The following is a 23219-nucleotide window of genomic DNA, read 5'->3' on the forward strand; positions in this document are numbered from 1 at the left end:
GAAATAAGGAAGTTCGATTAAGTGCCACCACGTCCTGTGGTGAACACCGAACGGCTAACATCCTGTTAGTCTAGTGATGATGGCGAAGAGGTCACACCCGTTCCCATGCCGAACACGGAAGTTAAGCTCTTCAGCGCCGATGGTAGTTGGGGGATCTCCCCCTGCAAGAGTAGGACGTCGCTGGGCAACATAAGAGAAGCGAGAGACCTGAGGGTTTCTCGCTTTTTTGTATTCAAAAAATGTTGAAAGCTCGTAAGAGAAAAAGCTGCAGGAAAGACAATCAAAAACTTCTTCGAAAGCTTCGTAGGGGTGGGAGAAGCAAGAAATTCGAGGAAGCAAGTGATGTCAGACCGGAGTGGATATTCGAGAGATCCATGAGGATCTGGCATCGCGCAGCTGACGAAGAAGTTCGCCGCTTATCGCGCCCCGTATGAGAACACGGAAGTTAAGCTCGAGCGCCGATGGTAGTTGGGGGATCTCCCCCTGCAAGAGTAGGACGTCGCTGGGCAACTAGGAGAAGCGAGAGACCTGAGGGTTTCTCGCTTTTTTGTATGGTTTTTTCGGTGTGTATTACCTAGCTGAATACCTAGGTCCACAACGTTCTTCGAATAAATACGAACTACCTGTTTCAACTCCCTTTACATTACCAACGTACTGCGATCAACTTTTACCTCTCTTATTTAAAAACTCATATAGCAAATGCGGTATTTTTTCAGAAGTTACTTCAAGAAATTGTAGAATAAAAGGTAGATCTAATGACTCCTGAGTATGAAAAAGATCTCCCCACCATTCTGTCTCGTATCGGCAAATCATACTGAGGTTATATAAAATTAGATAGTGAGCCATTACCTCAGCAATAGGATTGTACTGACTACGTTCTGCCGGGAGGTAAAGAGTATTCCTATCATATAGGAAGGGGCGCCTCTGTAAACCTGCGACGGGGTCTTCCTTGAACTGCAAAGTAATGAAATCACGATTATGAGTAAGAACTTTTATTGAAGTATCCCCATGCTGCTGAAGGTAGGATTCAAAACGTTCTGCAGTCATATTTAACGTATCAAGAATACTTGCCTGAATAGTGAAAGAAGTGGAGGTAAGAGAAATCATTTTATAGCTCGTTACTTTACGAGTCAGCTTCTCAAATAATGGGCAAACTTCGGGTATAAGGGTAAGAAGATCTTCCATTTTATATTTCTCCCCTTCTACCTGTTTCACATGAAACATTTTCCTTGAAAAGTATTCAAAGAGTCCATTTTTTTGACCTTTTACTTCATCTTGCAAGAAAGCATAATGGCGTTTTTTTCTTTTTCGAGACGTAACGCCGTGTGCAAGAACATGTGTGTCACCCGGATAATTTGGATCAATTGTAATAAGACAAGCTTTTAACAGTTGAATCATCCCATAAAAAAGAAGGATAGGTTTTAGCTCTGCATCGGCAGTTGAAGCATGCCGATAATAGCGTTCGGCATATTCGATAAAATACATAAATCGATAACAGGAATCGTAGCTTTTACGTTCGGCATCCGGAAGTTCGATGTTAGAATAACATTCCTTTAAATATTGCTGAACATATGAGGCTGAGTGATATGCAAAGTTGTTTGAATGATAATGTCCAGAATATCCCATAGGAGCCCTCCATGTTTGATTATTCAAACTTATTCTATCTTTCTTGACAGTAGTTTAACCAATTGATAAGCTACTAATAAAATTTCGGACAATTCGATTAGAGGAGGATGAAAGGGATGTGGGAAACAAAATTCGCTAAAGAAGGGTTAACCTTCGATGATGTCTTATTAACACCAGCTTTTTCCGATGTACTACCAAGAGAAGTATCGGTGAAAACTCAATTAACGAAAGATCTTGAATTAAATGTACCGATTATTAGTGCTGGTATGGATACAGTAACTGAAGCGCCTATGGCTATTTCGATGGCAAGACAGGGTGGATTAGGTATTATTCATAAAAGCATGTCGATGGAGGAACAAGCTGAACACGTTGATCGTGTTAAACGATCTGAAAGTGGTGTTATTACTGATCCTTTCTTTCTCACACCAGAACATCAGGTATTCGATGCTGAACATCTGATGGGCAAGTATCGTATTTCCGGTGTTCCGATTGTTAATGAGGAACGCAAGCTCGTTGGTATCCTTACTAATCGTGACCTTCGTTTTATTGAAGACTACTCTATACAAATTAAAGACGTTATGACAAAAGAAAATCTTGTAACAGCTCCTGTAGGCACAACATTAAAAGAGGCTGAGCGAGTTCTTCAAAAGCATCGCATTGAAAAGCTTCCATTGGTTGATGATGATGGAACACTTAAAGGTCTTATAACAATTAAAGATATTGAGAAAGTTATTCAGTTTCCTCAGTCTGCTAAAGACAGCAGAGGCCGTCTTCTAGTTGGCGCTGCTGTAGGGAATACAACAGATGCTCTGAAGCGAGTTGAAAAACTAGTGGAGGCTGGTGTTGACGTTATTGTATTAGATTCTGCTCACGGTCATACAGAAGGCATTATGACAAAGGTGAGTGAAATCAAGAGCGCCTACCCTGATCTCCCAATTATCGCAGGTAATGTCGCAACTGCTGAGGGGACTAAAGCGTTAATTGAAGCCGGAGCCGATGTTGTGAAGGTAGGAATTGGGCCTGGTTCAATTTGTACGACTCGCGTTATTGCTGGTGTTGGTGTACCTCAAATCACAGCGGTGTATGAATGTGCAACAGAAGCACGCAAACATGGTATTAGTATTATTGCTGATGGTGGCATTAAGTTCTCTGGAGATATCGTAAAGGCGCTCGCTGCAGGTGGACACGCAGTGATGCTCGGTAGTATCCTTGCAGGTGTTGATGAAAGTCCAGGCGAACGTGAAATCTATCAGGGTCGTCAGTTTAAGGTATACCGTGGAATGGGCTCGATTGGAGCAATGGAAAAGGGAAGTAAAGATCGTTATTTCCAGGAAAATATGTCTAAACTCGTTCCTGAAGGAATTGAAGGACGTGTTCCTTACAAAGGACCACTAACTGATACAATTCATCAGTTAATCGGTGGCTTACGTTCTGGAATGGGTTACTGTGGGACAAGAACACTTAACTCACTTCGTGAAGATAGCCAGTTCGTTCGAATAACGGGTGCAGGCCTTCGCGAAAGTCATCCACACGATGTTCAGGTTACGAAAGAAGCACCAAATTACTCTGTTTAAATAGTGCTTTAGACTGAAGTTATAACAGGTGTGTGACAAAAATAGCTTAATACTTTCGAAAAGTAGATAGGGGACTTTCCTCTATCTATTTTTTTAATTTTAGGTGTGATAGAATAGCGGTTATGTGAGACTTATTTGGAGGTGTAGGGGTTGAGAAACCTTGGTTTGAAAGCCATGATCGTAACTATGGCGATGGTATTATTACTAGCAGGAACATTTGGTGGAGGCAATACTGCAGAAGCAGCAGAGGCGCCCGACATCAAAGCAGAAGCATCAATCTTAATTGATGCAAATTCAGGAAAGATTTTATATCAGAAAAATCCTGAATTAACGCTCTCACCTGCAAGTATGACAAAGATGATGTCGGAATATTTAGTACTTGAAGCAATTAATAAAAACGAAATAAGTTGGGATGAAAAAGTTACAGTAAGTGATACGATCCAAAAGCTATCACAGAACCGTTCTCTTTCAAACGTACCACTTCGTGTGGGTGAACAGTATACAGTTAAGGAATTATATGAAGCAATGGCCATTTATTCGGCAAATGCTGCCACAATGGCGCTGGCTGAGCACGTTGCTGGAACAGAAGCGAAGTTTGTCGAAATGATGAATGCAAAAGCAAAAGAAATGGGTATGAAGGAATACAAGTTTGTTAATAGTTCAGGGCTGAACAACAAAGATCTACTTGGTAATCATCCTGCTGGAGACCCTGATGAAGAGAACATGATGTCCGCTCGTTCAACTGGACTTCTTGCTTATAACCTTCTTAAAGATTTTCCTGAAGTAATAGAAACCACTAGTACTCCAGAAAAGAAATTCCGCGAAGGTACAGATGATGAAATTACAATGAAGAACTGGAACTGGCTTCTTCCTTCACTTGTATATGCTAATAAATATAAAGTAGAAGGCATAGATGGTCTCAAGACCGGCTCTACAGACCTTGCTGGTTTTGCTTTTACAGGAACAGCTAAACAAGGTGATATGCGATTAATTTCTGTTGTTATGAAAACTGATTCGTATGAAGCTCGTTTTGAAGAAACAGCTAAGCTTCTGAACTATGGATTTGCTCAATTCCAGTCCCAAACAATTGTTACTAAAGGTGATAAAGCTGATGGTAATTCCACGGTTAAAGTTGTCAAAGGTAAGGAGAAAGAAGTTGGGGTCGCTGCAGGAGAATCTTTCAATGCAGTAACAGTGACGAATACGAAAGAACCATTTAAACTAAGCTATGAATACGATCAATCTCTTCTAACAGAAGATGGAGAACTAACTGCACCAATTAAAGAAGGCGATCAAGTTGGAAAAGTCGTCTTAAAATCAACCGGTGAAGACTTCGGTTACATAACAGGTGACAAGGGTTCTTCAGTACCTCTTGTAGCAACTGAATCTGTTGAAAAAGCAGGTTGGTTTACACTTACTATGCGAGCGATTGGTGGCTTCTTCTCTGGTGTATGGACTAGCGTAGCAGATGCTGTGAAAGGTCTGTTTTAATTAATAATATCAAGTATACTTGGAAAAAATACTCTTCGATGCGTTCATCGAGGAGTATTTTTCTAAATCTTTTATGAAATCACTGCACATGTGATAGGACAAGTCATGAAAAAATGTTACAATAAAAGCGTTTGATAGATGTCGTGTAACAAAGACGTTTCTAAGTATAGATATGGGAGGAATATAGATGAATCAACAAACAGGTACAGATCGTGTAAAACGTGGTATGGCTGAAATGCAAAAGGGCGGCGTGATTATGGACGTTGTCAATGCAGAGCAAGCTAAGATTGCAGAAGAAGCTGGTGCAGTAGCAGTAATGGCACTAGAACGAGTGCCATCTGATATTCGTGCAGCAGGCGGCGTAGCGCGTATGGCTGACCCTACAATCGTAGAGGACGTTGTGAATGCCGTATCGATTCCAGTAATGGCAAAATGCCGTATTGGTCATATTGTAGAAGCACGCGTTCTTGAATCAATGGGCGTTGACTACATTGATGAAAGTGAAGTTCTTACTCCAGTTGACGAAGAATTCCACCTTGATAAGCGCAAGTACACTGTTCCGTTTGTATGTGGAGCGCGTAACCTTGGTGAAGCACTGCGCCGCGTAGGTGAAGGTGCTGCAATGCTTCGTACGAAAGGTGAACCAGGAACAGGAAACGTTGTTGAAGCTGTACGTCATCAGCGTCTTATTCAATCCCAAATTCGTAAAATTTCAAGCATGTCTGAAGACGAACTGATGACTGAAGCGAAAAACCTTCAGGCGCCATTTGAGCTTCTTCTTCAAATTAAAGAGCTTGGACGTCTTCCGGTTGTTAACTTTGCTGCTGGTGGCATCGCAACTCCTGCAGATGCAGCACTAATGATGGAGCTTGGTTCTGACGGCGTCTTCGTTGGATCTGGAATTTTCAAATCGGATAATCCTGAGAAATTTGCTAAAGCTATTGTGGAAGCAACAACTCACTATCAGGATTATGAATTGATCGCGAATATTTCTAAGAACCTTGGTATCGCAATGCCAGGTATTGAAATTTCTTCACTTAAGCCATCAGACCGTATGCAAGAGCGCGGCTGGTAAAACATTGATTCCCCACCTGTGCAACATAAGGTGGGGTTCTTACTTAGATAAAGAGAAGGAGTCGAGAGAAGCATGGTGAGAGTTGGGGTCCTTGGACTGCAAGGTGCAATCCGAGAACACGTGAAAGCACTTGAAACAAAAGAAGCAGAAATCATTGTTGTGAAACGAGTAGAACAACTTAAGGATTTAGATGGCCTCGTACTACCTGGTGGAGAGAGTACGACAATGCGTCGATTAATTGATCAATATGGATTTTTAGAGCCACTTAAAGCTTTTGCAGCTGAGAAGCCTATTTTCGGGACATGTGCTGGGCTAATTCTGCTTTCAAAGCATATTGAAGGAGTAGACGGATCGCATATTGGTGTTATGGATGTAAAAGCAAAAAGAAATGCATTCGGACGTCAGCGCGAAAGCTTTGAAGCGCCATTACCTGTTAAAGGATTAGAAGATGACTTTATCGGTGTCTTCATTCGAGCTCCGTATATCGAAGAAGTTGGAGAAGATGTTGAAGTGCTTGCTACGTTTAATGAAAAAATCGTAGCTGCACGTCATGGACGTTTTCTTGCGTGTGCCTTCCATCCAGAACTAACAGATGATGATCGCATGCATCAGATGTTTATTGATATGGTTTTGGAGTTTAAGAAAGAAGGACTTGCAACAGAGTAATTTTTCGTGTAAATTATTACGTACCAAGAAGAAGAGAATTCTTTTTCTGCATAAGACGAATGATAAACGAAAACGTTGACGGGAATTAGTAATAGATGTTCAATGCCAAGAGAGTCGATGTGTGGTGCGAATCGATCATTGAACCCTGTGAATCCATCCTTGAGTAGAATGCTGAATGAAGTAGGCTTTCTCGGAGCAGACCGTTATTCTGTTAAGAGGCAGACAATCGTCTGCAATCAGGGTGGCAACGCGGGTAGCTCTCGTCCCTTTATAGGGGACGGGGGCTTTTTTGTATTTAAATACACGTCTCTACACCACTATCCCTTCCGTTAATTCGTTTATTGTTCATTAAAAAAGGAGGAAAAAGCATGATCGATTTAAAGTATTTGCGTAAGAATTTTGAAGAAGTAAAAGTAAAGCTATCTAAGCGTGGGGAAGATCTAGTAGGTCTTGATCGTTTTGAAGAGCTTGACCAGCGAAGAAGAGACCTTATCGCTGAAACGGAACAGTTAAAAGGACAGCGGAATGAAGCTTCTAAAAACGTGGCAGCATTTAAACGTGAGAAGAAAGATGCTGATCACCTTATTAAAGAAATGCGTGAAGTTGGCGATAAGATTAAAACAATGGATGAAGAGCTTCGCAATGTTGAGACAGAGCTTGAGCAAATTCTTCTTCAAATTCCAAACATTCCGCATGACAGTGTACCTGTTGGTGAGACGGAAGACGATAATATCGAAATCCGTACGTGGGGAGAGAAAAATGATTTTGCTTTTGAAGCGAAGCCACACTGGGACATCGCAACTGATCTAAATATTATTAACTTTGAACGTGCTGCAAAAGTAACGGGTAGTCGCTTCGCATTCTATAAAGGTGTTGGAGCTCGTCTTGAACGTTCATTGATTAACTTTATGATGGACTTACATGAATCAGAGCATGGCTATGAAGAGATTCTGCCTCCTTACCTTGTGAACCGTGAGAGCATGACTGGGACTGGTCAGTTACCTAAATTTGAAGAAGATGCGTTCAAAATTAGGGAAGAAGACTATTTCTTAATTCCGACAGCGGAAGTTCCTGTTACAAATTTTCATCGTGATGAAATTATGGACGGAGAAGATCTTCCACTTGCTTACACCGCATATAGTGCTTGCTTCCGTTCTGAAGCTGGTTCTGCTGGTCGTGATACACGTGGGCTGATTCGTCAGCATCAGTTTAACAAAGTAGAGCTTGTTCGCTTCGTTAAGCCTGAAGATTCTTATGATGAACTTGAAAAGCTGACTGGCCACGCAGAGAAAGTGTTACAGCTGTTGAACCTGCCTTACCGCGTGATGAGCATGTGTACAGGTGATCTTGGATTTACAGCAGCAAAGAAATACGATATTGAAGTTTGGATTCCAAGCTATGGCACATATCGTGAAATTTCTTCTTGCAGTAACTTTGAAGACTTCCAGGCACGTCGCGCAGGTATTCGCTTCCGTCGAGAAAAGAACGGTAAGCCAGAATTCCTTCATACGTTAAACGGATCTGGTCTTGCAATCGGAAGAACAGTTGCTGCAATCTTAGAGAACTATCAACAAGAAGATGGCTCTGTAATTGTTCCTGAAGTTCTGCGTCCATACATGGGTGGTCGTGAAATCATTAAATAGAAAATGATAAAGAGCAGAGGCATCTCTGCTCTTTATTTTTAGGATATAATCGTGTATAGTAAGGGGTGTTGATTTTCGGCGCGGTTTAACTGAAATGATCAACATAAGTAAGTAATTCAAATTCTTTTAAAAAAGTTTTGAGATATCGTTGACATTATTATAAGACGATGATATTATATTACTTGTCGCAGTTAGTTAATAACTTCTTCACACGGAGGAATACCCAAGTCTGGCTGAAGGGATCGGTCTTGAAAACCGACAGGGGCTTAGTCGCCCGCGGGGGTTCGAATCCCTCTTCCTCCTCCATTTACTAATTAATAACCAACGCGCATATAATGTGGAGATTATATTTCGACCGCTGTCATCGCCGACAGCGGTTTTTTCTATGTACTCATATTTTACGATAAGAAAAAAGCTATCCAACGGATAGCTTTTTTTAGATTATCTACTTAAAGAAGGGATTTGTTGAAATTTCTGTTCAATACGCTTTAAGATAAGTTCAACAGAGGATGGGTCGTTAACTAGATCATACTCATTGATATTTAAGCGGAGAATTGGACAGGCATTGAAACTGTCAATCCAATTTGTATAGCGCTCATACATTTCTTCCCAATAAGCAGTTGGCGTTTGCTGCTCCATCGGACGGCCACGCTCTTTAATGCGATCAACGACATCATCAAATGATCCTTCAAGATAGATCATTAAATCAGGATGGGGGAAGAAAGGCGTCATCACCATAGACTGAAACAGATTCGTGTAAGTATCATAGTCAACAGCTGACATTGTTCCTTTTTCATAATGCATTTTTGCAAAGATGCCTGTATCTTCATAAATGGAACGATCCTGAACAAATCCTCCACCATATTCAAACATTCTCTTCTGTTCTTTAAAGCGCTCAGCAAGGAAATAAATTTGCAAGTGAAAGCTCCAACGTGAGAAGTCATTATAGAATTTCTCTAAATATGGATTGTTATCTACTTTTTCAAGAGAAGTCCTAAATTGTAAGGCGTTAGCAAGTGAGCTCGTAATGGTAGACTTCCCGACGCCTACCGTACCAGCGATTGTAATGACGGCATCCTGTGGGATGTTGTATTTTTCTCTGAGATTCATTTAACAGGGTCTCCTTCTTTCAATGTTTTTTCGAGGGATTGGAAGATGGTGTGTAAATCATCTTGATTGGACACAAAATCCATCTCATCACCATTGAAACGGAGCACGGGAATATCAGGATGATGTGCTTCAAATTCTTGCATAAACCGTTCATAGTCAGATGAAAGACGCTCAAGGTAAGCGGGATCGATGCTTTTTTCAATCTGTCTTCCACGTTGTGAAATACGGTTAAGCAGCGTTTCAAGGCTAGCATTTAAATAGATAATGACGTTCGGTTCGGGCATTCCTTCGGTTAGAATGTCATAAATCTTCATATATTTAGAAAAGTGCTTGTCACTAAGTGTCTGTTGGGCAAATATCTTATTCTTAAAGATGTGGTAATCGGAAATAACGGGAAGCTGTTTTGATAAATGATGCTTCTCCATTTCCTCTAACTGTTTGTATCGATGGCTGAGAAAAAACATCTCGGTTTGGAAGCTCCACTCTTCAATGTTGTCGTAAAACTTACCGAGAAAGGGATTCTCTTCTACGATTTCTTGAAAAAGTTCAAATTGATAATGAGCAGCAATCGCTCGAGATAGGGAGGTCTTTCCAACTCCGATGGGGCCTTCGACGGCAATAAATGGGGTCTGGTTCATACGTATCCTCCTCCGTCGTTTCCTATAGCAGACCTTGCTTATCTTTGAATAGACAAAGATTATTGTAGCATACACCACGAACTGTTGACAGGGTTAAAGGAAGCAAGTTAGAGGTAAATAAAGCCTGCCTGTTTGAAGCCTAAATGGAGTAGGGAATGACACTAATACAAAGGAGTGAAATCATGGATTCTAATCAGATCTTAATTTTACTGTTCATCGGTTATTTAGTTTATACGATTGATAAAAAGCAAAAAAACTTCCCTGCACCACTGGTCTTATTAGGTTTAGGAATAGGACTTTCTTTTCTTCCGTTCTTCAGCTCCGTACATATAACGAAAGACATTATCTTTGAATGGTTTCTACCTGCTCTTCTTTTTATTTCTGCGTATCAGTTTCCGTTTGCTCATCTAAAAAAGCACGCGGGTATTATTGCCGCATTAAGCACGCTGGGATTACTATTGAGTGCTCTCCTCCTCGGTAGTTTATTATTTATTATAAGCGGGCCGTTCCTTTCATTATCATTTGTTGGGGCTTTATTAATTGCTTCTATTCTTACACCCACTGATCCCGTCTCTGTGGTCTCGATTTTAAAGCAGGCTTCAAAAGATCCAAAAATAGCAGATGTGGTCGAAGGTGAATCGATGGTGAACGATGGTACGAGTATCGTTCTTTTTACAGTGTTCGCTGGCATGTATCTTGGTGATGAGAGCTTTTCTATTAGCTCGTTTATTTATGACTTTGCTCTTGTGTCAATTGGAGGAATTGCGATCGGAGCGATATTTAGTTGGATTGTCTGTCGAGCCATTTCTTTTACACACCAGCGACAATATCAGGTGATGCTAAGTATCGTGCTCGCTTATGGAAGTTTTTATGTAGCAGAAAATCTTGGTGTGTCAGGAGTTCTCTCCGTCGTTGCAGCTGGAATCATGCTTTCATATGAACTTGATGGCTTTATTAAAGAATCACACTATAGAGAATACCTTAACAGCTTCTGGGAAGTTGTTGAGCCAAGTATTCTCGCATTGATTTTTTTATTAATAGGGATTGAATCAACAAACTATCTTGATTTTAACTACTGGGTATTTGCAGGATTGATCTTTCTCGCATCTGTAGTTGTTCGTTTCCTTGTGCTTGCAGGTATTATTAAATCATTTACAGCCTGGCGTAATGAATTTAATTGGAAAGACATTTCGCTTGTTACCTGGTCCGGCATACGGGGAACGATGTCGGTTGCACTTCTTCTAAGTTTGGAATCTGAGTATGGTTCAGGAGATAGTACACTTATCTCTCTCACGTTTGGGGCTGTGCTGCTATCTCTTGTTTTTCAAAGCGTGACGATCTATCCGATGTCTAGTTATTTTGAGAAAAAAGCGAAATGACCTGTGGTGTATGCGAATTCTGCGATATTTTAGTTTTTCCGCGATAACTGCATTTATTTCCGCGATATAGAGAAGGCGCCGTTTCTAAACGCTCGTCTTCGCTTTTCATTTACTGCGTTATGGCTTTAGTATATGTTCTTGAAATGTTTGGGAAAAAACTATACGTTTAAGCTGAGTGACAAACTATATTTGGAGGGATGATTGTGCAGGAGCAAATGATGAATCAAAATCAACAGGAAACGGCTGATTTTTTCCCGGTGCGTGATGTGGATTATTTGGAGATTTATGTTGGAAATGCGAAACAGGCTAGTCACTATTTTTGTAAGGCGTTTGGATTTACGCCGGTAGCTTATTCAGGGCTTGAAACAGGGGATCGTGAAAAAGTATCTTATGTGCTGCAACAAAATAACATTCGTCTTGTTTTATCAGGTGCACTGTCGAATGATCACCCAATTGCGGAGTTTGTCAAATTGCACGGAGATGGCGTTAAGGATATCGCTCTTACTGTAGAGAATATTGATAACGCTTACAAAGAAGCTGCTGAGCGAGGAGCGATTGAACTAAGTCCACCTAAAGAATATAAAGATGAGCATGGCGTAGTGAAGATGGCGGTTATTGGTACTTATGGTGATACCATTCATACATTAGTTGAACGAAAAAACTACTCCGGGCTTTTTCTTCCTGGGTTTAAGAAGTTTGAAGGGAAAATCCCTTCAAAGGAAACGGGGTTACTTGGTATCGACCACTGCGTTGGGAACGTGGAATCAATGGAAGAGTGGGTTTCTTATTATGAGAATGTGATGGGCTTTAAGCAAATGATTCATTTCGATGATGAAGACATTAGCACAGAGTACTCTGCGTTAATGTCGAAAGTGATGCACAATGGGGGACGCATTAAATTCCCAATCAATGAGCCTGCAAATGGGAAACGCAAATCACAAATTCAAGAATACCTCGATTATTACAATGGTCCTGGTGTCCAGCATATTGCTGTTCTAACGAATGATATTGTTGATACAGTTGCAAAACTTCGTGAGGGTGGAGTTGAGTTTCTTGAAACACCAGATGATTATTATGATGCGCTTACTGAGCGAGTAGGTGAGATTGATGAAGAGATAAGCAAACTACGCGAGTTAAAAATTTTAGTGGACCGTGATGACGAAGGGTACTTACTTCAAATTTTCACAAAACCTGTTGTCGATCGACCAACGTTATTTATTGAAGTTATTCAGCGTAAGGGTGCGAAAGGATTTGGAGAAGGAAACTTTAAAGCGTTGTTCCAAGCGATTGAACGAGAGCAGGAACGAAGAGGCAACTTATAGAAGATTATCTTCAATCTGCTTTAAGAAGGAGTTGCCTTTTTCATGAAAGTTCAACCGAATACTTTGGGATGGAAAGATGCCTATAAATTATTGATTGGATCTATTCTACCTCGGCCGATCGCATTTGTATCCAGTATAGATGAGAGCGGTGAGACGAATCTTGCTCCTTTTAGCTTTTTTACAGGGATATGTGCGGATCCTATGATGGTTTGCTTTTCTCCGATGCGAAAGGCTGGTGCAGGAGATAAGAAAGATACGCTCTTAAACATTGAAGAATCAAAGGAGTTTGTGATCAATATCGTTGGTGAGAAAATTGCTGAACAAATGAATGAGTGTGCTACGCCTTTTCCAAAAGGTAAGGATGAATTTCTGGAAGCTGGACTTACAAAAGTAGAAAGTGAGCTAATTCGTCCTCCTAGAGTGAAGGAGAGTGACGTTCAGCTCGAATGTGTTCTTGATCAAATCGTTGAGTTTGGTGAGCATGAAGGCTCAGGTAGTCTCGTTATCGGAAAAGTTGTGATGGTTCACGTGCGTGATGAGTTATATAAAGATGGCAAGATAGATACGGAGATGCTCCAACCAGTTGGGCGTTTAGCGGGTCAGGAGTATACGAGATCTATAACAGATACATTTACATTGAGACGAAAAACATCTCCTGATGGAAAGAGCTGAGGCCGTTGAAGTTCGTTACTTTCGAAGTAGAGGGTAGAAGACAAGCTGGTATTTATAAGGACTCGCGTATTATCGGATTACATGAGGCTTCTAATGGTGTTATTCCAGAAGATCTCATGAGGATCATTGTCGACTACCCGCGTTATCAACCGCTTATTGAAGCATGTATAAATGGTGATTATGAACTCGAAAACGTTACTCTATATGCGCCTCTTCCGCGTCCACTGAGCATCCGAGATTTTTATGCCTTTGAAGAACACGTGGTCACTGCACGAGGGAAAAGAGGGCTTGGTGTTGTGCAAGAATGGTATGAGCTTCCGGTCTTCTATTTTTCAAATCATCTTGCGGTCAAAGGACCAGGGGATGTAATTCTACGACCTAAAGCATGTGAAAAGCTAGACTATGAATTAGAAATTGCATGTGTCATTGGAAAAGAAGGGCGCAACATAAAAGCAACTCAGGCGAAAGACTACATTTTCGGTTTTATGATTATGAATGACTGGAGTGCGCGTGATCTTCAAGCACAAGAAATGAAAGTCGGCCTAGGTCCAGCGAAAGGAAAGGATTTTGCTACTTCCTTCGGTCCCTTTCTAGTAACGATTGATGAGCTTCCTATGGAACATGGGAAGCTTGATTTACAAATGGAGGCATTCGTAAATGGCGAGCGTTATTCCTTGGGAAATGCGAAAGATATGTACTATTCCTTTGGTGAGATCATTGAACAGGCCTCCCGCAATGTTACCTTATATCCTGGAGAAGTACTCGGTTCAGGCACGGTGGGAAGCGGGTGTATTCTTGAACAGACAGATCGTATCTTTCTACAGTCCGGCGATAAAGTTGATTTAGCTATTACGAACCTTGGCACGCTTTCAAATGTCGTGGGGGAGGAGGAAGAGTATGGTTTACTATCGAAAAATGGGAGAGGTTCCTTCTAAACGACATACAACGTTTAAAAAAGAAGATGGTTCCTTATACAGGGAACAAGTGATGGGAACGAAAGGATTTTCGGGTGTTCAATCGATCTTGTATCATCACCATTTTCCAACAGCGGTGACAGATGCGACCTTTCTAAAGAATATAGCACCAGAGTATGAGACAGAAAGCGCCCTTCGCCATCGTCATTTCCGAACAGCACAGTGCGACAAAAAAGGTGATGCGGTTGTCGATCGATGTTATTTCCTAGGGAATGAAGATGTGATTCTCGGGATCGTGAATCCTACGAAGACAATGAATTACTTTTATCGCAATGGGGATGGAGATGAGCTTTTCTTTATCCATCACGGTTCAGGGAAAATCGAGACGATGTTTGGGGAAGTCTCTTATGGAGCTGGCGACTATATTGTCATGCCAATTGGAACCATTTACCGCGTTATTCCAGCAGGGGAGGATAATCGCTGGTTGGTTTTAGAAGCAAACAGTGCCATTACGACTCCGAGGAGATATCGAAACGAATATGGGCAGCTGATGGAACACAGTCCATTCTGTGAACGAGATTTCAACGGGCCAGATCGTCTTCTATCTTTTGATAAAAAAGGATCGTTTGAAGTAGTAACGAAAACACGTGGGGGGTTGCACCGCCATATGTTCGATCATCATCCGCTTGATGTTGTCGGCTGGGATGGCTACCTTTATCCATGGAAGTTTAATATCAACGATTTTGAGCCGATTACAGGGCGAGTGCATCAGCCGCCACCAGTGCATCAAACGTTTGAAGGTCATAATTTTGTCGTCTGCTCCTTTGTGCCAAGGCTCTATGACTATCATCCAGACTCCATTCCAGCACCTTATTTTCATAGTAACGTTGATAGTGATGAAGTGCTTTACTACGTTGAGGGGAATTTCATGAGCCGGACAGGTATTGAGGAAGCGTCGATTACCCTTCATCCTTCAGGTATCCCACACGGTCCGCATCCAGGAAAAATTGAGGCAAGCATCGGCAAAAAAGAAACGCTTGAGCTTGCTGTGATGATCGATACATTCCGACCACTTAAGGTCATTGAACACGTTCAGCAATATGAAGATGAGAATTATATGAAAAGCTGGGTCACAGAATAACGAATTGGGGAAATGAACGGCAGTCGCGTGATCACTTGATCACGCGATGATTATGTTGCACGATGCTTTTGCTTTTATGTATTTTCATGTATAATGTTATTCATTCGGCCCCGTAGCTCAGGGGATAGAGCAACGGTTTCCTAAACCGCAGGTCGGAGGTTCGATTCCTCTCGGGGCCACCATTTAAATCCTTATATGATAAGGGTTTTTTATTTTGTTCTTTTTACCCTCTATTTTCTTCAATTATTCATTTCCTTCTTTTTTACTTCAACCCTATTATTTATAAAGCCAACTTCATAAAAGGAAACACCAATCCATTTAGCGAAAGAGTAACGAACGATTCACTGGAAATGAGTGAGCTGATGATGGGGAAGCGTAAATGGTTTATGCTCATTGTTCTTTTAGGAGCAGCTTTTATCACGTTTACATTTATCGGAAAGGAAAAGAAGATTTCCGATGACGTTTTAACTGTGGAAAAGGCTGATGATATCGTCCCTTACTTTAAAAGCATCACTCCTGGACTTGAACTAGCAATAAAGTCAGGAGATTATCAAGCATATGAAGGTCCTTCACTACCAAAAGATTTTAAAATAAACGTGGATAGCTTCTGGTACTCTCGACACAATGTCTTTGTTTTCTATCATGTTGATGTGTCGGATAGTAAGTTTGTCATAACAAGAGATAGAGAAGATCTCCCTAAAATTGATCAACTTGTGATGGAAGATGGTTCGGGTAAAGCATCTGTATTGGAACTCGTTGAAACAGGTGAAGGTGTACTGTTTGAAGATGACTATTATATGAAGGGAACGTTTCAAGCTGTTACTCATTCTGAGACAAACGAGCCTCTTCAAAAATGGAATGGAGCACTAAAAGCAATTGTAAGTGGAAAGCGATCTGCTACCGTTGAAGTGCCTGTGTCTTATGAGTACGAAAAGGAAGAAAAGATCACAAGACAAATAAATGAAACAAAGAAATTTGTAGAAACAATTGTAACTGTTTCTCAATGGGAGAAGACGCCCTCTGATAGTCGTCTCATACTAAATATCAATTCTCCTCTTTCAAAAATCGTTGAAATGGATTTGAAGATCTCAACCAATGAAAAAGAGATAGCGCCGCTAATAGTAGAAGAGATCAGCGGTCAATACTCAGTATCTTTTCCAAGTGGAACCGAGCTACCCGAAGCCATCCAATTCTATGGGCTGATTGGCGCATCTTTAAAGGAAATCATTTTCGAAGTTGATCCGAATCAATATGAAATTTATAAGCAGATTAAAGAATCGACTTACACGCATCGAGTAGATGAACCTATCACTACGATGTATGGTGCTGAAATTGTTAAGGAGACTCTCTATTATGATGATCATGGAGTTACATTTCACTTACTAGTGAATCAAATTGCTACGGAAGGTCTTTCCTTAAATTTGTTGTATAAAGATCAGATCTTGATAGAAGCCGTCAATGAGAGGAATGAGAAACGTCACTTGAGATTACTTGGGGATGAAGAAGATCGATTGACGTTTAAGATTGACCGTGGGTTTTATGAGCGGTCTGAAATAATTCAGGTTAAATTAACGAATCTCCCCGTGTATGTGACAACAAACTGGTTAATCAAACCTCCGAATGAGTAATGCTCATTGTTAAAAAATGCAAGCTAAAGCAACGTAAAGGTGATATGATAGAAATAGTATGGAGAGTTGGGAGGCTTTCAAGTTGGACGATTGGAAAGGGACTTTGGCAGAACTATTTCGTGCTGTTGGCATCAATCTTAAATCAGAGCTTTCTCCCGTGGTTGATGGTATACAATCTGTTTTCTCAGATAATCCGTGGGGACAGCTTTTCTTATTATTGCTTATCCTTCTCATCATTGCTCAAGGTATGAGCGCGATTGCTCGGCAATATGATCGTGCCTTCAGGCAAACGATTGAGCGGAAGATGGAGACGAATTCACATCTACATAATTTTTTTAAAGGTTTTTTGCATCATAAGCGTTCAGAAGGATGGATGAGAGACGCAGCCTGGCAACAAAAAGAGCTTCAGCGCTTTGATTTATATGAATTGGAATGGCTGAAAGCGGAACTTGCTACAGCAGAAAAAGACTTTCGCGATTATCGACCACAGACTTTTTTAGCTGGCATCCTTTTTTCGGTAAGCATTCTTTTTCTAATCTGGTATTATGATTGGACGATTTTCGAAAAAGAAGTTCTGACCATTTTGTTACCAGTTCTCCTTGTTATATGGTGTATGGGTCTCGTGTTTTATAAGGTTGGTATTAAGAAACGCTTCTATCAGTCTTTGAATACTAGCGTCCAACTGGCGATTTCGACAAAAAAGGTCCAGGATGTGATGATGTACATCGATTCTGATTTAAAGCGATATAAAACAGAGCGTGTGACAACTGACGGGGGATATTATGAAGTTGTTCGCTGCATGACCTGTCTTTACCATTCAAAATATCTTGAAGAAGTTCGCTTCCAGATCAATGATACGACCCTTGCCTTTGCGGCTAAAGAACGTGTGATTGAAGTTACAGTAAATAGCGGATTCGGCAATTCGTTTTTAATCGATCGTCTTGAGTTTAGAGACGGCTACTGTCAGAGTCTTCGTAAAGGTAGCAAGCTTTTCGATGATAAATTAATGGTTACGTATTTAAATGCTGCTTTCGAACAAAGACCGGCTTATTTCCAAACAAGCTCATAACAAATGACCCCTCTTCTATGGAAGAGGGGATTTTGTTATCCTTCATAAGCTGTTGTTGTATTTCGCTGATTCGCTTTTTCAATAAGGTCGTCTATATCCAATTCAGTTGAAGCTTGTGTACTGGCTTTTAAGTTTCCTTCCATTAAGCGGAGGGCATAGTCATTATCCTCCTTAACGTTAGAGGCACAGCAATCAGATGGTATATAAAGATCGTATTCCCTCATATAAGCATCATTCGCAGTAAAGAGTACACAAATGTTTCCTGCAAAACCAGTTAGAATAAGTGTATTGACGTTCAAGAATTTGAGTAACGTTGAGAGTGGGGTTGAGAAAAAGCCAGAATGCTTCGGTTTCACAACAGTATAATCATCGTCTTCTGGCTCAAGGCGATCCACAAGATGTTGACCATTTGCTTCGGCTGCATAGTTGATGACCTTTTTGAAGTCAGATTGCCATAAGCCGTAATTATCATTAACATAGATAACAGGCATCCCTTTTGCTTTCGCTTCTTTTTTTAAAGATTGTATATTGTCTGCTGTTTTCTCTGTGTATCTAGCAAGAAGTTCAGCATCTTCGAAATCCATTGTATTGATCACATCAATTAATAAAAGAGCGGCTGAAGTAGTTTGATGGCTATGTTCAATGTGTTTCTTACTCATATGAACTCCTCTCCTTTAAATGAATTGGAATAATATGTAGTTTACCCAAACGATTAATAGATAAAACGACTGTAAAGGATGGAAATGAATGCAGGACCAAATTGAAAAAGATGAGCAGTTTATGCGACTTGCTATAACGGAAGCACAGAAAGCTTCAACCATAGGTGAAGTACCCATAGGCGCAGTCATTGTAAAAGATAATGAAGTGATTGCCTCTGCATATAACCTTAGAGAAACGGAACAACGATCTGTAGCCCATGCAGAGTTGCTTGCGATTGATGAAGCATGTCGTAAAGTGGGGTCTTGGCGCTTAACTGACTGCACGTTATACGTAACCCTTGAGCCTTGCGCTATGTGTAGTGGAGCGATTGTTCTTTCTAGAGTAGAGCGTGTGGTCTTTGGTGCCTACGATCCAAAGGGTGGATGTGCTGGGACATTAATGAATTTATTGGAGGATCCACGTTTTAATCATCAAGCAGCTGTAACGCCAGGTGTTTGTGAAGAGGAATGTGGAAACATGTTATCAGCTTTTTTTCGTGACTTAAGACGAAAACGAAAAGAAGAAAAGCAGCGATCGTCAATCATTGAAAATCAGAAAGAGACGTGATATAGTTTTTTTGTCAAAGAGACAACGTTAGATGGAGGCGTACCCAAGTCTGGCTGAAGGGGGCTGACTCGAAATCAGTTAGGACGTTCACGCGTCGCGGGGGTTCAAATCCTCTCGCCTCCGCCAGTTACATTTATCGGTGTAGTAGACCTGTTGCTAAATTGGTCGAAATACGATATACTTTATCTTGCACCATTCGAGTGCACAACAATGTTATCAAATTTGCCGTGCTAGGTGGGGAATTAGCGGTGCCCTGTACTCGCAATCCGCTACAGCGAGACTGAATCCCTTCCCGAGGTTTAGCTACTGCGGGGTCTGCCCTGAATAAGTGGTGTTGACATTCGGGTCCTGCGCAACAGAGTCCTATGAACCCTGTCAGGTCCGGAAGGAAGCAGCAGTAAGTAGGTACCCTCTGTGTGCCGCGGGAGTGCCCGGATCGAGCTAACTGTTCAGGTAACGCCTGTGGTTGCTTTATCAAAGGAAGGTGCACGGTTTACTTAATTTAAATGCTCAAACTCACTCTTCTAATAGGGTGAGTTTTTTAGTATCGTTTTATCTGATTGTCTTTTGAATTAGAAGCGGTGAAAAGGTATAATAGAAATGTATGAAGAGGTTAGGAGGAGAGTAGGCGAATGAGTTATCAAGCGCTATACCGCGTTTGGCGACCGCAAACGTTTGAAGATGTGGTTGGTCAAGGGCATGTAACAAGAACAATTCAAAACGCACTCATGCAGCAAAAAATCTCTCACGCCTATTTGTTTACAGGACCTCGAGGAACGGGAAAAACGAGTGCTGCGAAAATTATTGCGAAGGCCATTAACTGCGAGAAGGCACCTGTTGCTGAACCATGTAATGAATGTTCAGCATGTCTCGGGATTACGGATGGTTCGATTTCAGATGTTATTGAAATTGATGCTGCCTCTAACACAGGTGTTGATGACATCCGTGATATTCGCGATAAAGTAAAGTATGCGCCGAGTTCTGTTTCTTATAAGGTGTATATCATAGATGAGGTTCACATGCTTTCAACTGGAGCGTTCAATGCCCTTCTGAAAACGTTAGAAGAGCCACCAAAGCATGTAGTATTTATTCTTGCGACCACTGAGCCGCATAAAATTCCATTAACCATCATTTCCAGGTGTCAGCGTTTTGATATGAGAAGAATTACGGCGCAGGACATCGTTGGACGGTTACAAACAATTATTAAAGCGCAGGATATAGAGGTAGAAGAAGATGCGCTTTATCAAGTTGCTCGAGCAGCAGATGGTGGGATGCGAGATGCGTTAAGTATTCTTGATCAGGCAATCTCATATAGTGAGGCTGAAGTTGTATTAGATGATGTGCTTGCAGTAACAGGAAGCGTGTCCCAAAAAATGATCTCGAAAATTGCGATGGCTTTCTACAATAAAGATGTGGCAGAAGCTTTGAACGCAGTAGAAGAATTAATGGATCACGGGAAGGATGCTGCTCGTTTTCTAGAAGACTTAATTTATTACTACCGAGATTTACTGCTATATCAAACCGCGCCTCAGCTTGAGGAAGTAGTTGAACGGGTGAAAATCGACGAAACGTTTCAGCACTTGGGAGATCGTTCTCGGAAAGAATGGATTTATACTGTTATTGAGACATTGAATCGATCGCAGCAGGAAATGAAGTGGACGAACCATCCACGAATCTTTCTGGAATTAGCGCTTGTTCAAATCTGCCAGGAAGAGACGAGTAGTCAGCCTATACAAGGTGGAGAAGACCAAAATGAACTACTTGATCGTATTCAAAAGCTAGAAAATGAGTTGAAAACACTCAAGGAGCAAGGCGTTACGGTTAAGCAACAAGAAGAAGGTTCTGAACCAAAACAGAAGAAACAATTTAAACCTTCCAGACAGAAATCCGGCGTATCTCATGGTAGAATAAAAGAGATGCTGAAGAAAGCTACTAAGCAAGATTTAATGAAAGTAAAAAGCGTGTGGGGAGAAGTGATGGAGAACGTTCGTCAGGAAAAAGTCTCAGCACATGCCTGGTTGAAAGATAGTGAGCCGGTGGCCGCTACAGACAACACTTTTCTTTTATCTTTTCAGTATGACATGCATTGCCAGATGGCAATGAAGGACAACATTCGTGGTACGCTTGAACAAGTATTAGCACGAACGCTTGGTAAACAGTTAGAAATGGTTGCAATTGTGGAACAAGAATGGAAGGAAATTCGCACAGAATTCTTGAAAACAAGAGATGAACCAGAACCTGATCAAAAAGGGGCTGAACCGGCGGAAGATCCATTGATCGCTGAAGCAAGACGTCTTGTCGGCGATGATTTATTAGATATTCAAACATAAAAATGAACAATAACTAAGGAGGAATTTTTTTATGAAACGTGGCATGGGTGGCGGAGGAAACATGAATAACATGATGAAACAAATGCAAAAAATGCAAAAGGATATGGCGAAAGCTCAAGAAGAACTAAAGGATAAAATCGTTGAAGGTACAGCTGGCGGCGGTATGGTTCTAGTTAAAGCGAATGGTCATAAAGAAATCCTTGAAGTAATTGTAAAAGAAGAAGTCGTAGATCCAGATGATATCGACATGCTACAAGACCTTGTGCTTGCTGCAACGAATGATGCACTACGTAATGTAGATGAATTGGTAAACAAAGACATGGGCAAATTTACACAGGGTCTTAATATGCCAGGAATGTTTTAGGGGGTACGCAGGTGCATTATCCTGAACCAATATCAAAACTGATCGACAGTTTTATGAAATTGCCGGGAATCGGACCAAAAACGGCGGTCCGCCTGGCTTTTTTCGTTCTTGAAATGAATGATGATGATGTCCTTGATTTCGGAAAAGCGTTAGTTAATGCAAAGCGTCAGTTAACTTATTGTTCTGTGTGTAATCACATTACAGACACCGATCCTTGTCGTATTTGTTCAGATAGCCATCGCGATGAGACGATTATCTGTGTCGTTCAAGATGCTAAAGATGTTATTGCTATCGAAAAAATGAAAGACTACACAGGTTTATACCATGTTCTTCATGGTGCTATTTCTCCTGTTGAAGGTATTGGGCCTGAAGATATCAAGGTACCAGAGTTATTGAAACGTCTGCAGGATGATAAGGTAACAGAAATTATACTAGCGACGGACCCGACGATTGAAGGAGAAGCAACAGCGATGTATATTGCTCGCCTGGTTAAGCCTACAGGTATTCGTATTACTCGTATTGCTCATGGTCTCCCTGTTGGGGGCGATCTTGAGTATGCTGATGAAGTCACCCTTTCGAAAGCAATGGAAGGACGTCGTGAATTGTAGCATCAGGAGGGAAGCAAATGTTCTTCAAACGTAAAGGCTATTTGCGGAAAGACGCTGATGAGCGTTTGATTCAGACGCTATACGAATTAAAAGATGTATGGAACAATCAAAAAGAAATCGTAGAGCGCAGTGTTGAGCCTTCTGGAGCCGTTCTTGCGAAGCTTAAAGTGGATGAAGCAAAATACTTCTTTCTATTAAAAGAAGCAAAACGAAGAAAGATAAGAATGGGATAAACCTCCCGTTCTTTTTTATTTGGACAGACATATGCTTTAGTAATTCTGAAAAAAAGAGCGGAGGCCTATTATGGATCCTAAACTTATTATTGGCTTATTTGTCTTCAGTATTGTTTTGCTTCTTTTTGTGGGGGCACCACTGAAGCCGATGCGTTGGATTGGGCAGGGGTTAATCAAGTTAGCAATCGGTGCATTACTTCTATTCTTTCTCAATACATTCGGCACTCCATTTGACCTCCATGTTCCTATTAATCCCGGGACAGCAGTGATCACCGGTTTTCTAGGCGTTCCTGGCCTTATAGCTCTGGCTGCAATTGAACTGATTTTGATAGGTTGAATGAAAAGGACTCATGTAACTAAAAGAGTCCTTTTTTGTTTTTCTGAAATAACTTTTGAAAAAGGGGTTGCGTAACAGAGTTAACCCTGATATAGTTATATAAGTCGCCGCAACAACGCGGTTGACGCCGAAA

22 protein-coding genes, 3 tRNA genes, 1 rRNA gene, 1 other RNA gene and 1 other annotated feature are annotated in these 23219 nt (G+C 41.1%); of the genes, 23 read left to right on the forward strand and 4 right to left on the reverse strand.

Annotation, left to right across the window (positions count from 1 at the left end):
- The first annotated feature begins 69 nt into the window (after nt 1-69).
- A 5S ribosomal RNA gene (gene rrf / locus AC0VYO_RS00055) occupies nt 70-186 on the forward strand.
- A 474-nt stretch (nt 187-660) separates the two neighbouring features.
- Here the strand turns inward: rrf and AC0VYO_RS00060 are convergent.
- Nucleotides 661-1626 carry a YaaC family protein gene (locus tag AC0VYO_RS00060; RefSeq protein WP_430243129.1) on the reverse strand — a complete coding sequence of 322 codons (966 nt, stop codon included), beginning with the start codon at nt 1624-1626 and terminating at the stop codon, nt 661-663.
- Nucleotides 1627-1742: 116 nt separating this feature from the next.
- On the opposite strand from AC0VYO_RS00060, the gene guaB reads away from it, so the two are divergent.
- The 6 genes from guaB to AC0VYO_RS00090 all read left to right on the forward strand — a co-directional run bounded on the left by guaB (nt 1743) and on the right by AC0VYO_RS00090 (nt 8381).
- Nucleotides 1743-3200, forward strand: coding sequence for an IMP dehydrogenase (gene guaB / locus AC0VYO_RS00065; RefSeq protein ID WP_194222560.1), 1458 nt, complete (start codon nt 1743-1745; stop codon nt 3198-3200).
- A 174-nt stretch (nt 3201-3374) separates the two neighbouring features.
- Nucleotides 3375-4691: a D-alanyl-D-alanine carboxypeptidase family protein gene (locus tag AC0VYO_RS00070; protein ID WP_475369029.1), complete on the forward strand. Its 1317-nt coding sequence runs from the start codon at nt 3375-3377 to the stop codon at nt 4689-4691.
- A 187-nt stretch (nt 4692-4878) separates the two neighbouring features.
- Nucleotides 4879-5766 carry a pyridoxal 5'-phosphate synthase lyase subunit PdxS gene (pdxS, locus tag AC0VYO_RS00075; protein ID WP_098445637.1) on the forward strand — a complete coding sequence of 296 codons (888 nt, stop codon included), beginning with the start codon at nt 4879-4881 and terminating at the stop codon, nt 5764-5766.
- Between the two features lie 72 nt (nt 5767-5838).
- A complete protein-coding gene (gene pdxT, locus AC0VYO_RS00080; protein ID WP_283153224.1) occupies nt 5839-6432 on the forward strand; it encodes a pyridoxal 5'-phosphate synthase glutaminase subunit PdxT in 594 nt (197 codons plus the stop codon).
- A 66-nt stretch (nt 6433-6498) separates the two neighbouring features.
- Nucleotides 6499-6703: a binding site (T-box leader), on the forward strand.
- Nucleotides 6704-6800: 97 nt separating this feature from the next.
- A complete protein-coding gene (serS, locus tag AC0VYO_RS00085) occupies nt 6801-8075 on the forward strand; it encodes a serine--tRNA ligase (RefSeq protein WP_194222562.1) in 1275 nt (424 codons plus the stop codon).
- Nucleotides 8076-8288: 213 nt separating this feature from the next.
- Nucleotides 8289-8381, forward strand: a tRNA-Ser gene (locus AC0VYO_RS00090).
- A 135-nt stretch (nt 8382-8516) separates the two neighbouring features.
- On the opposite strand, the gene AC0VYO_RS00095 is transcribed toward AC0VYO_RS00090, so the two are convergent.
- Nucleotides 8517-9185 carry a deoxynucleoside kinase gene (locus tag AC0VYO_RS00095; protein WP_194222563.1) on the reverse strand — a complete coding sequence of 223 codons (669 nt, stop codon included), beginning with the start codon at nt 9183-9185 and terminating at the stop codon, nt 8517-8519.
- Entirely contained in the window at nt 9182-9823 is a 642-nt protein-coding gene (locus AC0VYO_RS00100) for a deoxynucleoside kinase (protein ID WP_194222564.1), read from the reverse strand. The genes AC0VYO_RS00095 and AC0VYO_RS00100 overlap by 4 nt, the downstream gene beginning before the upstream one ends.
- Before the next feature lie 182 nt (nt 9824-10005).
- On the opposite strand from AC0VYO_RS00100, the gene AC0VYO_RS00105 reads away from it, so the two are divergent.
- The 8 genes from AC0VYO_RS00105 (at nt 10006) to AC0VYO_RS00140 (ending at nt 17948) form a co-directional block, all read left to right on the forward strand.
- Complete coding sequence (locus tag AC0VYO_RS00105) at nt 10006-11202, forward strand: cation:proton antiporter (protein ID WP_475368271.1); 1197 nt, start codon at nt 10006-10008, stop codon at nt 11200-11202.
- A 215-nt stretch (nt 11203-11417) separates the two neighbouring features.
- On the forward strand, nt 11418-12524 hold the full coding sequence (gene hppD / locus AC0VYO_RS00110) for a 4-hydroxyphenylpyruvate dioxygenase (protein ID WP_242057460.1): 1107 nt from the start codon (nt 11418-11420) through the stop codon (nt 12522-12524).
- A 42-nt stretch (nt 12525-12566) separates the two neighbouring features.
- Nucleotides 12567-13196 carry a flavin reductase family protein gene (locus AC0VYO_RS00115; protein ID WP_430243119.1) on the forward strand — a complete coding sequence of 210 codons (630 nt, stop codon included), beginning with the start codon at nt 12567-12569 and terminating at the stop codon, nt 13194-13196.
- 5 nt (nt 13197-13201) lie between these two features.
- Complete coding sequence (locus AC0VYO_RS00120) at nt 13202-14131, forward strand: fumarylacetoacetate hydrolase family protein (RefSeq protein ID WP_475368272.1); 930 nt, start codon at nt 13202-13204, stop codon at nt 14129-14131.
- The gene (locus AC0VYO_RS00125) at nt 14094-15251 is read left to right on the forward strand and encodes a homogentisate 1,2-dioxygenase (RefSeq protein WP_475368273.1); all 1158 of its coding nucleotides are present in this window, start codon (nt 14094-14096) and stop codon (nt 15249-15251) included. Before AC0VYO_RS00120 ends, AC0VYO_RS00125 begins: the two co-directional genes overlap by 38 nt.
- Nucleotides 15252-15357: 106 nt before the next feature.
- Nucleotides 15358-15433: transfer RNA gene (locus tag AC0VYO_RS00130), tRNA-Arg, on the forward strand.
- A 168-nt stretch (nt 15434-15601) separates the two neighbouring features.
- Nucleotides 15602-16879 carry a hypothetical protein gene (locus tag AC0VYO_RS00135; protein WP_475368274.1) on the forward strand — a complete coding sequence of 426 codons (1278 nt, stop codon included), beginning with the start codon at nt 15602-15604 and terminating at the stop codon, nt 16877-16879.
- Between the two features lie 82 nt (nt 16880-16961).
- Nucleotides 16962-17948 carry a hypothetical protein gene (locus AC0VYO_RS00140; protein WP_194222571.1) on the forward strand — a complete coding sequence of 329 codons (987 nt, stop codon included), beginning with the start codon at nt 16962-16964 and terminating at the stop codon, nt 17946-17948.
- 35 nt (nt 17949-17983) lie between these two features.
- Here AC0VYO_RS00140 and AC0VYO_RS00145 read toward each other — a convergent pair whose 3' ends face one another.
- Nucleotides 17984-18607 (reverse strand): cysteine hydrolase family protein, encoded by a 624-nt coding sequence (locus tag AC0VYO_RS00145; RefSeq protein WP_475368275.1) that lies wholly within the window; start codon nt 18605-18607, stop codon nt 17984-17986.
- 100 nt (nt 18608-18707) lie between these two features.
- Here AC0VYO_RS00145 and tadA point away from each other — a divergent pair, with 100 nt between their 5' ends.
- The 8 genes from tadA to AC0VYO_RS00185 all read left to right on the forward strand — a co-directional run bounded on the left by tadA (nt 18708) and on the right by AC0VYO_RS00185 (nt 23086).
- Nucleotides 18708-19214, forward strand: coding sequence for a tRNA adenosine(34) deaminase TadA (tadA, locus tag AC0VYO_RS00150; RefSeq protein ID WP_475367433.1), 507 nt, complete (start codon nt 18708-18710; stop codon nt 19212-19214).
- Nucleotides 19215-19247: 33 nt separating this feature from the next.
- A tRNA-Ser gene (locus AC0VYO_RS00155) sits at nt 19248-19340 on the forward strand.
- Nucleotides 19341-19439: 99 nt separating this feature from the next.
- Nucleotides 19440-19706, forward strand: an RNA gene (ffs, locus tag AC0VYO_RS00160) — signal recognition particle sRNA large type.
- A 140-nt stretch (nt 19707-19846) separates the two neighbouring features.
- Nucleotides 19847-21544, forward strand: a complete 1698-nt coding sequence (dnaX, locus tag AC0VYO_RS00165) for a DNA polymerase III subunit gamma/tau (protein WP_194222573.1) — start codon at nt 19847-19849, stop codon at nt 21542-21544.
- A gap of 43 nt (nt 21545-21587) precedes the next feature.
- Nucleotides 21588-21908: a YbaB/EbfC family nucleoid-associated protein gene (locus AC0VYO_RS00170; protein ID WP_370314437.1), complete on the forward strand. Its 321-nt coding sequence runs from the start codon at nt 21588-21590 to the stop codon at nt 21906-21908.
- Nucleotides 21909-21919: 11 nt separating this feature from the next.
- On the forward strand, nt 21920-22516 hold the full coding sequence (gene recR, locus AC0VYO_RS00175; protein ID WP_194222575.1) for a recombination mediator RecR: 597 nt from the start codon (nt 21920-21922) through the stop codon (nt 22514-22516).
- Nucleotides 22517-22533: 17 nt separating this feature from the next.
- Entirely contained in the window at nt 22534-22749 is a 216-nt protein-coding gene (locus AC0VYO_RS00180; RefSeq protein ID WP_194222576.1) for a YaaL family protein, read from the forward strand.
- A gap of 70 nt (nt 22750-22819) precedes the next feature.
- Nucleotides 22820-23086 carry a pro-sigmaK processing inhibitor BofA family protein gene (locus AC0VYO_RS00185; protein WP_194222577.1) on the forward strand — a complete coding sequence of 89 codons (267 nt, stop codon included), beginning with the start codon at nt 22820-22822 and terminating at the stop codon, nt 23084-23086.
- Nucleotides 23087-23219 lie beyond the last annotated feature (133 nt).

Source organism: Anaerobacillus sp. 63XJN7_4_ISO-PGPR-S23-413 (assembly GCF_056173725.1).

Excerpts from the sequence above, each read along its gene's own strand:
- AC0VYO_RS00070 (WP_475369029.1), top strand. The coding sequence starts at position 3,375 with ATGATCGTAACTATGGCGATGGTATTATTACTAGCAGGAACATTTGGT.
- AC0VYO_RS00125 (WP_475368273.1), top strand. The coding sequence starts at position 14,094 with ATGGTTTACTATCGAAAAATGGGAGAGGTTCCTTCTAAACGACATACA.
- AC0VYO_RS00185 (WP_194222577.1), top strand. The coding sequence starts at position 22,820 with ATGGATCCTAAACTTATTATTGGCTTATTTGTCTTCAGTATTGTTTTG.
- AC0VYO_RS00145 (WP_475368275.1), bottom strand. The coding sequence starts at position 18,607 with ATGAGTAAGAAACACATTGAACATAGCCATCAAACTACTTCAGCCGCT.
- dnaX (WP_194222573.1), top strand. The coding sequence starts at position 19,847 with ATGAGTTATCAAGCGCTATACCGCGTTTGGCGACCGCAAACGTTTGAA.
- AC0VYO_RS00100 (WP_194222564.1), bottom strand. The coding sequence starts at position 9,823 with ATGAACCAGACCCCATTTATTGCCGTCGAAGGCCCCATCGGAGTTGGA.
- AC0VYO_RS00180 (WP_194222576.1), top strand. The coding sequence starts at position 22,534 with ATGTTCTTCAAACGTAAAGGCTATTTGCGGAAAGACGCTGATGAGCGT.
- pdxT (WP_283153224.1), top strand. The coding sequence starts at position 5,839 with ATGGTGAGAGTTGGGGTCCTTGGACTGCAAGGTGCAATCCGAGAACAC.
- AC0VYO_RS00095 (WP_194222563.1), bottom strand. The coding sequence starts at position 9,185 with ATGAATCTCAGAGAAAAATACAACATCCCACAGGATGCCGTCATTACA.
- AC0VYO_RS00115 (WP_430243119.1), top strand. The coding sequence starts at position 12,567 with ATGAAAGTTCAACCGAATACTTTGGGATGGAAAGATGCCTATAAATTA.
- hppD (WP_242057460.1), top strand. The coding sequence starts at position 11,418 with ATGATGAATCAAAATCAACAGGAAACGGCTGATTTTTTCCCGGTGCGT.
- AC0VYO_RS00105 (WP_475368271.1), top strand. The coding sequence starts at position 10,006 with ATGGATTCTAATCAGATCTTAATTTTACTGTTCATCGGTTATTTAGTT.
- AC0VYO_RS00135 (WP_475368274.1), top strand. The coding sequence starts at position 15,602 with ATGAGTGAGCTGATGATGGGGAAGCGTAAATGGTTTATGCTCATTGTT.
- AC0VYO_RS00060 (WP_430243129.1), bottom strand. The coding sequence starts at position 1,626 with ATGGGATATTCTGGACATTATCATTCAAACAACTTTGCATATCACTCA.
- pdxS (WP_098445637.1), top strand. The coding sequence starts at position 4,879 with ATGAATCAACAAACAGGTACAGATCGTGTAAAACGTGGTATGGCTGAA.
- AC0VYO_RS00170 (WP_370314437.1), top strand. The coding sequence starts at position 21,588 with ATGGGTGGCGGAGGAAACATGAATAACATGATGAAACAAATGCAAAAA.
- serS (WP_194222562.1), top strand. The coding sequence starts at position 6,801 with ATGATCGATTTAAAGTATTTGCGTAAGAATTTTGAAGAAGTAAAAGTA.
- guaB (WP_194222560.1), top strand. The coding sequence starts at position 1,743 with ATGTGGGAAACAAAATTCGCTAAAGAAGGGTTAACCTTCGATGATGTC.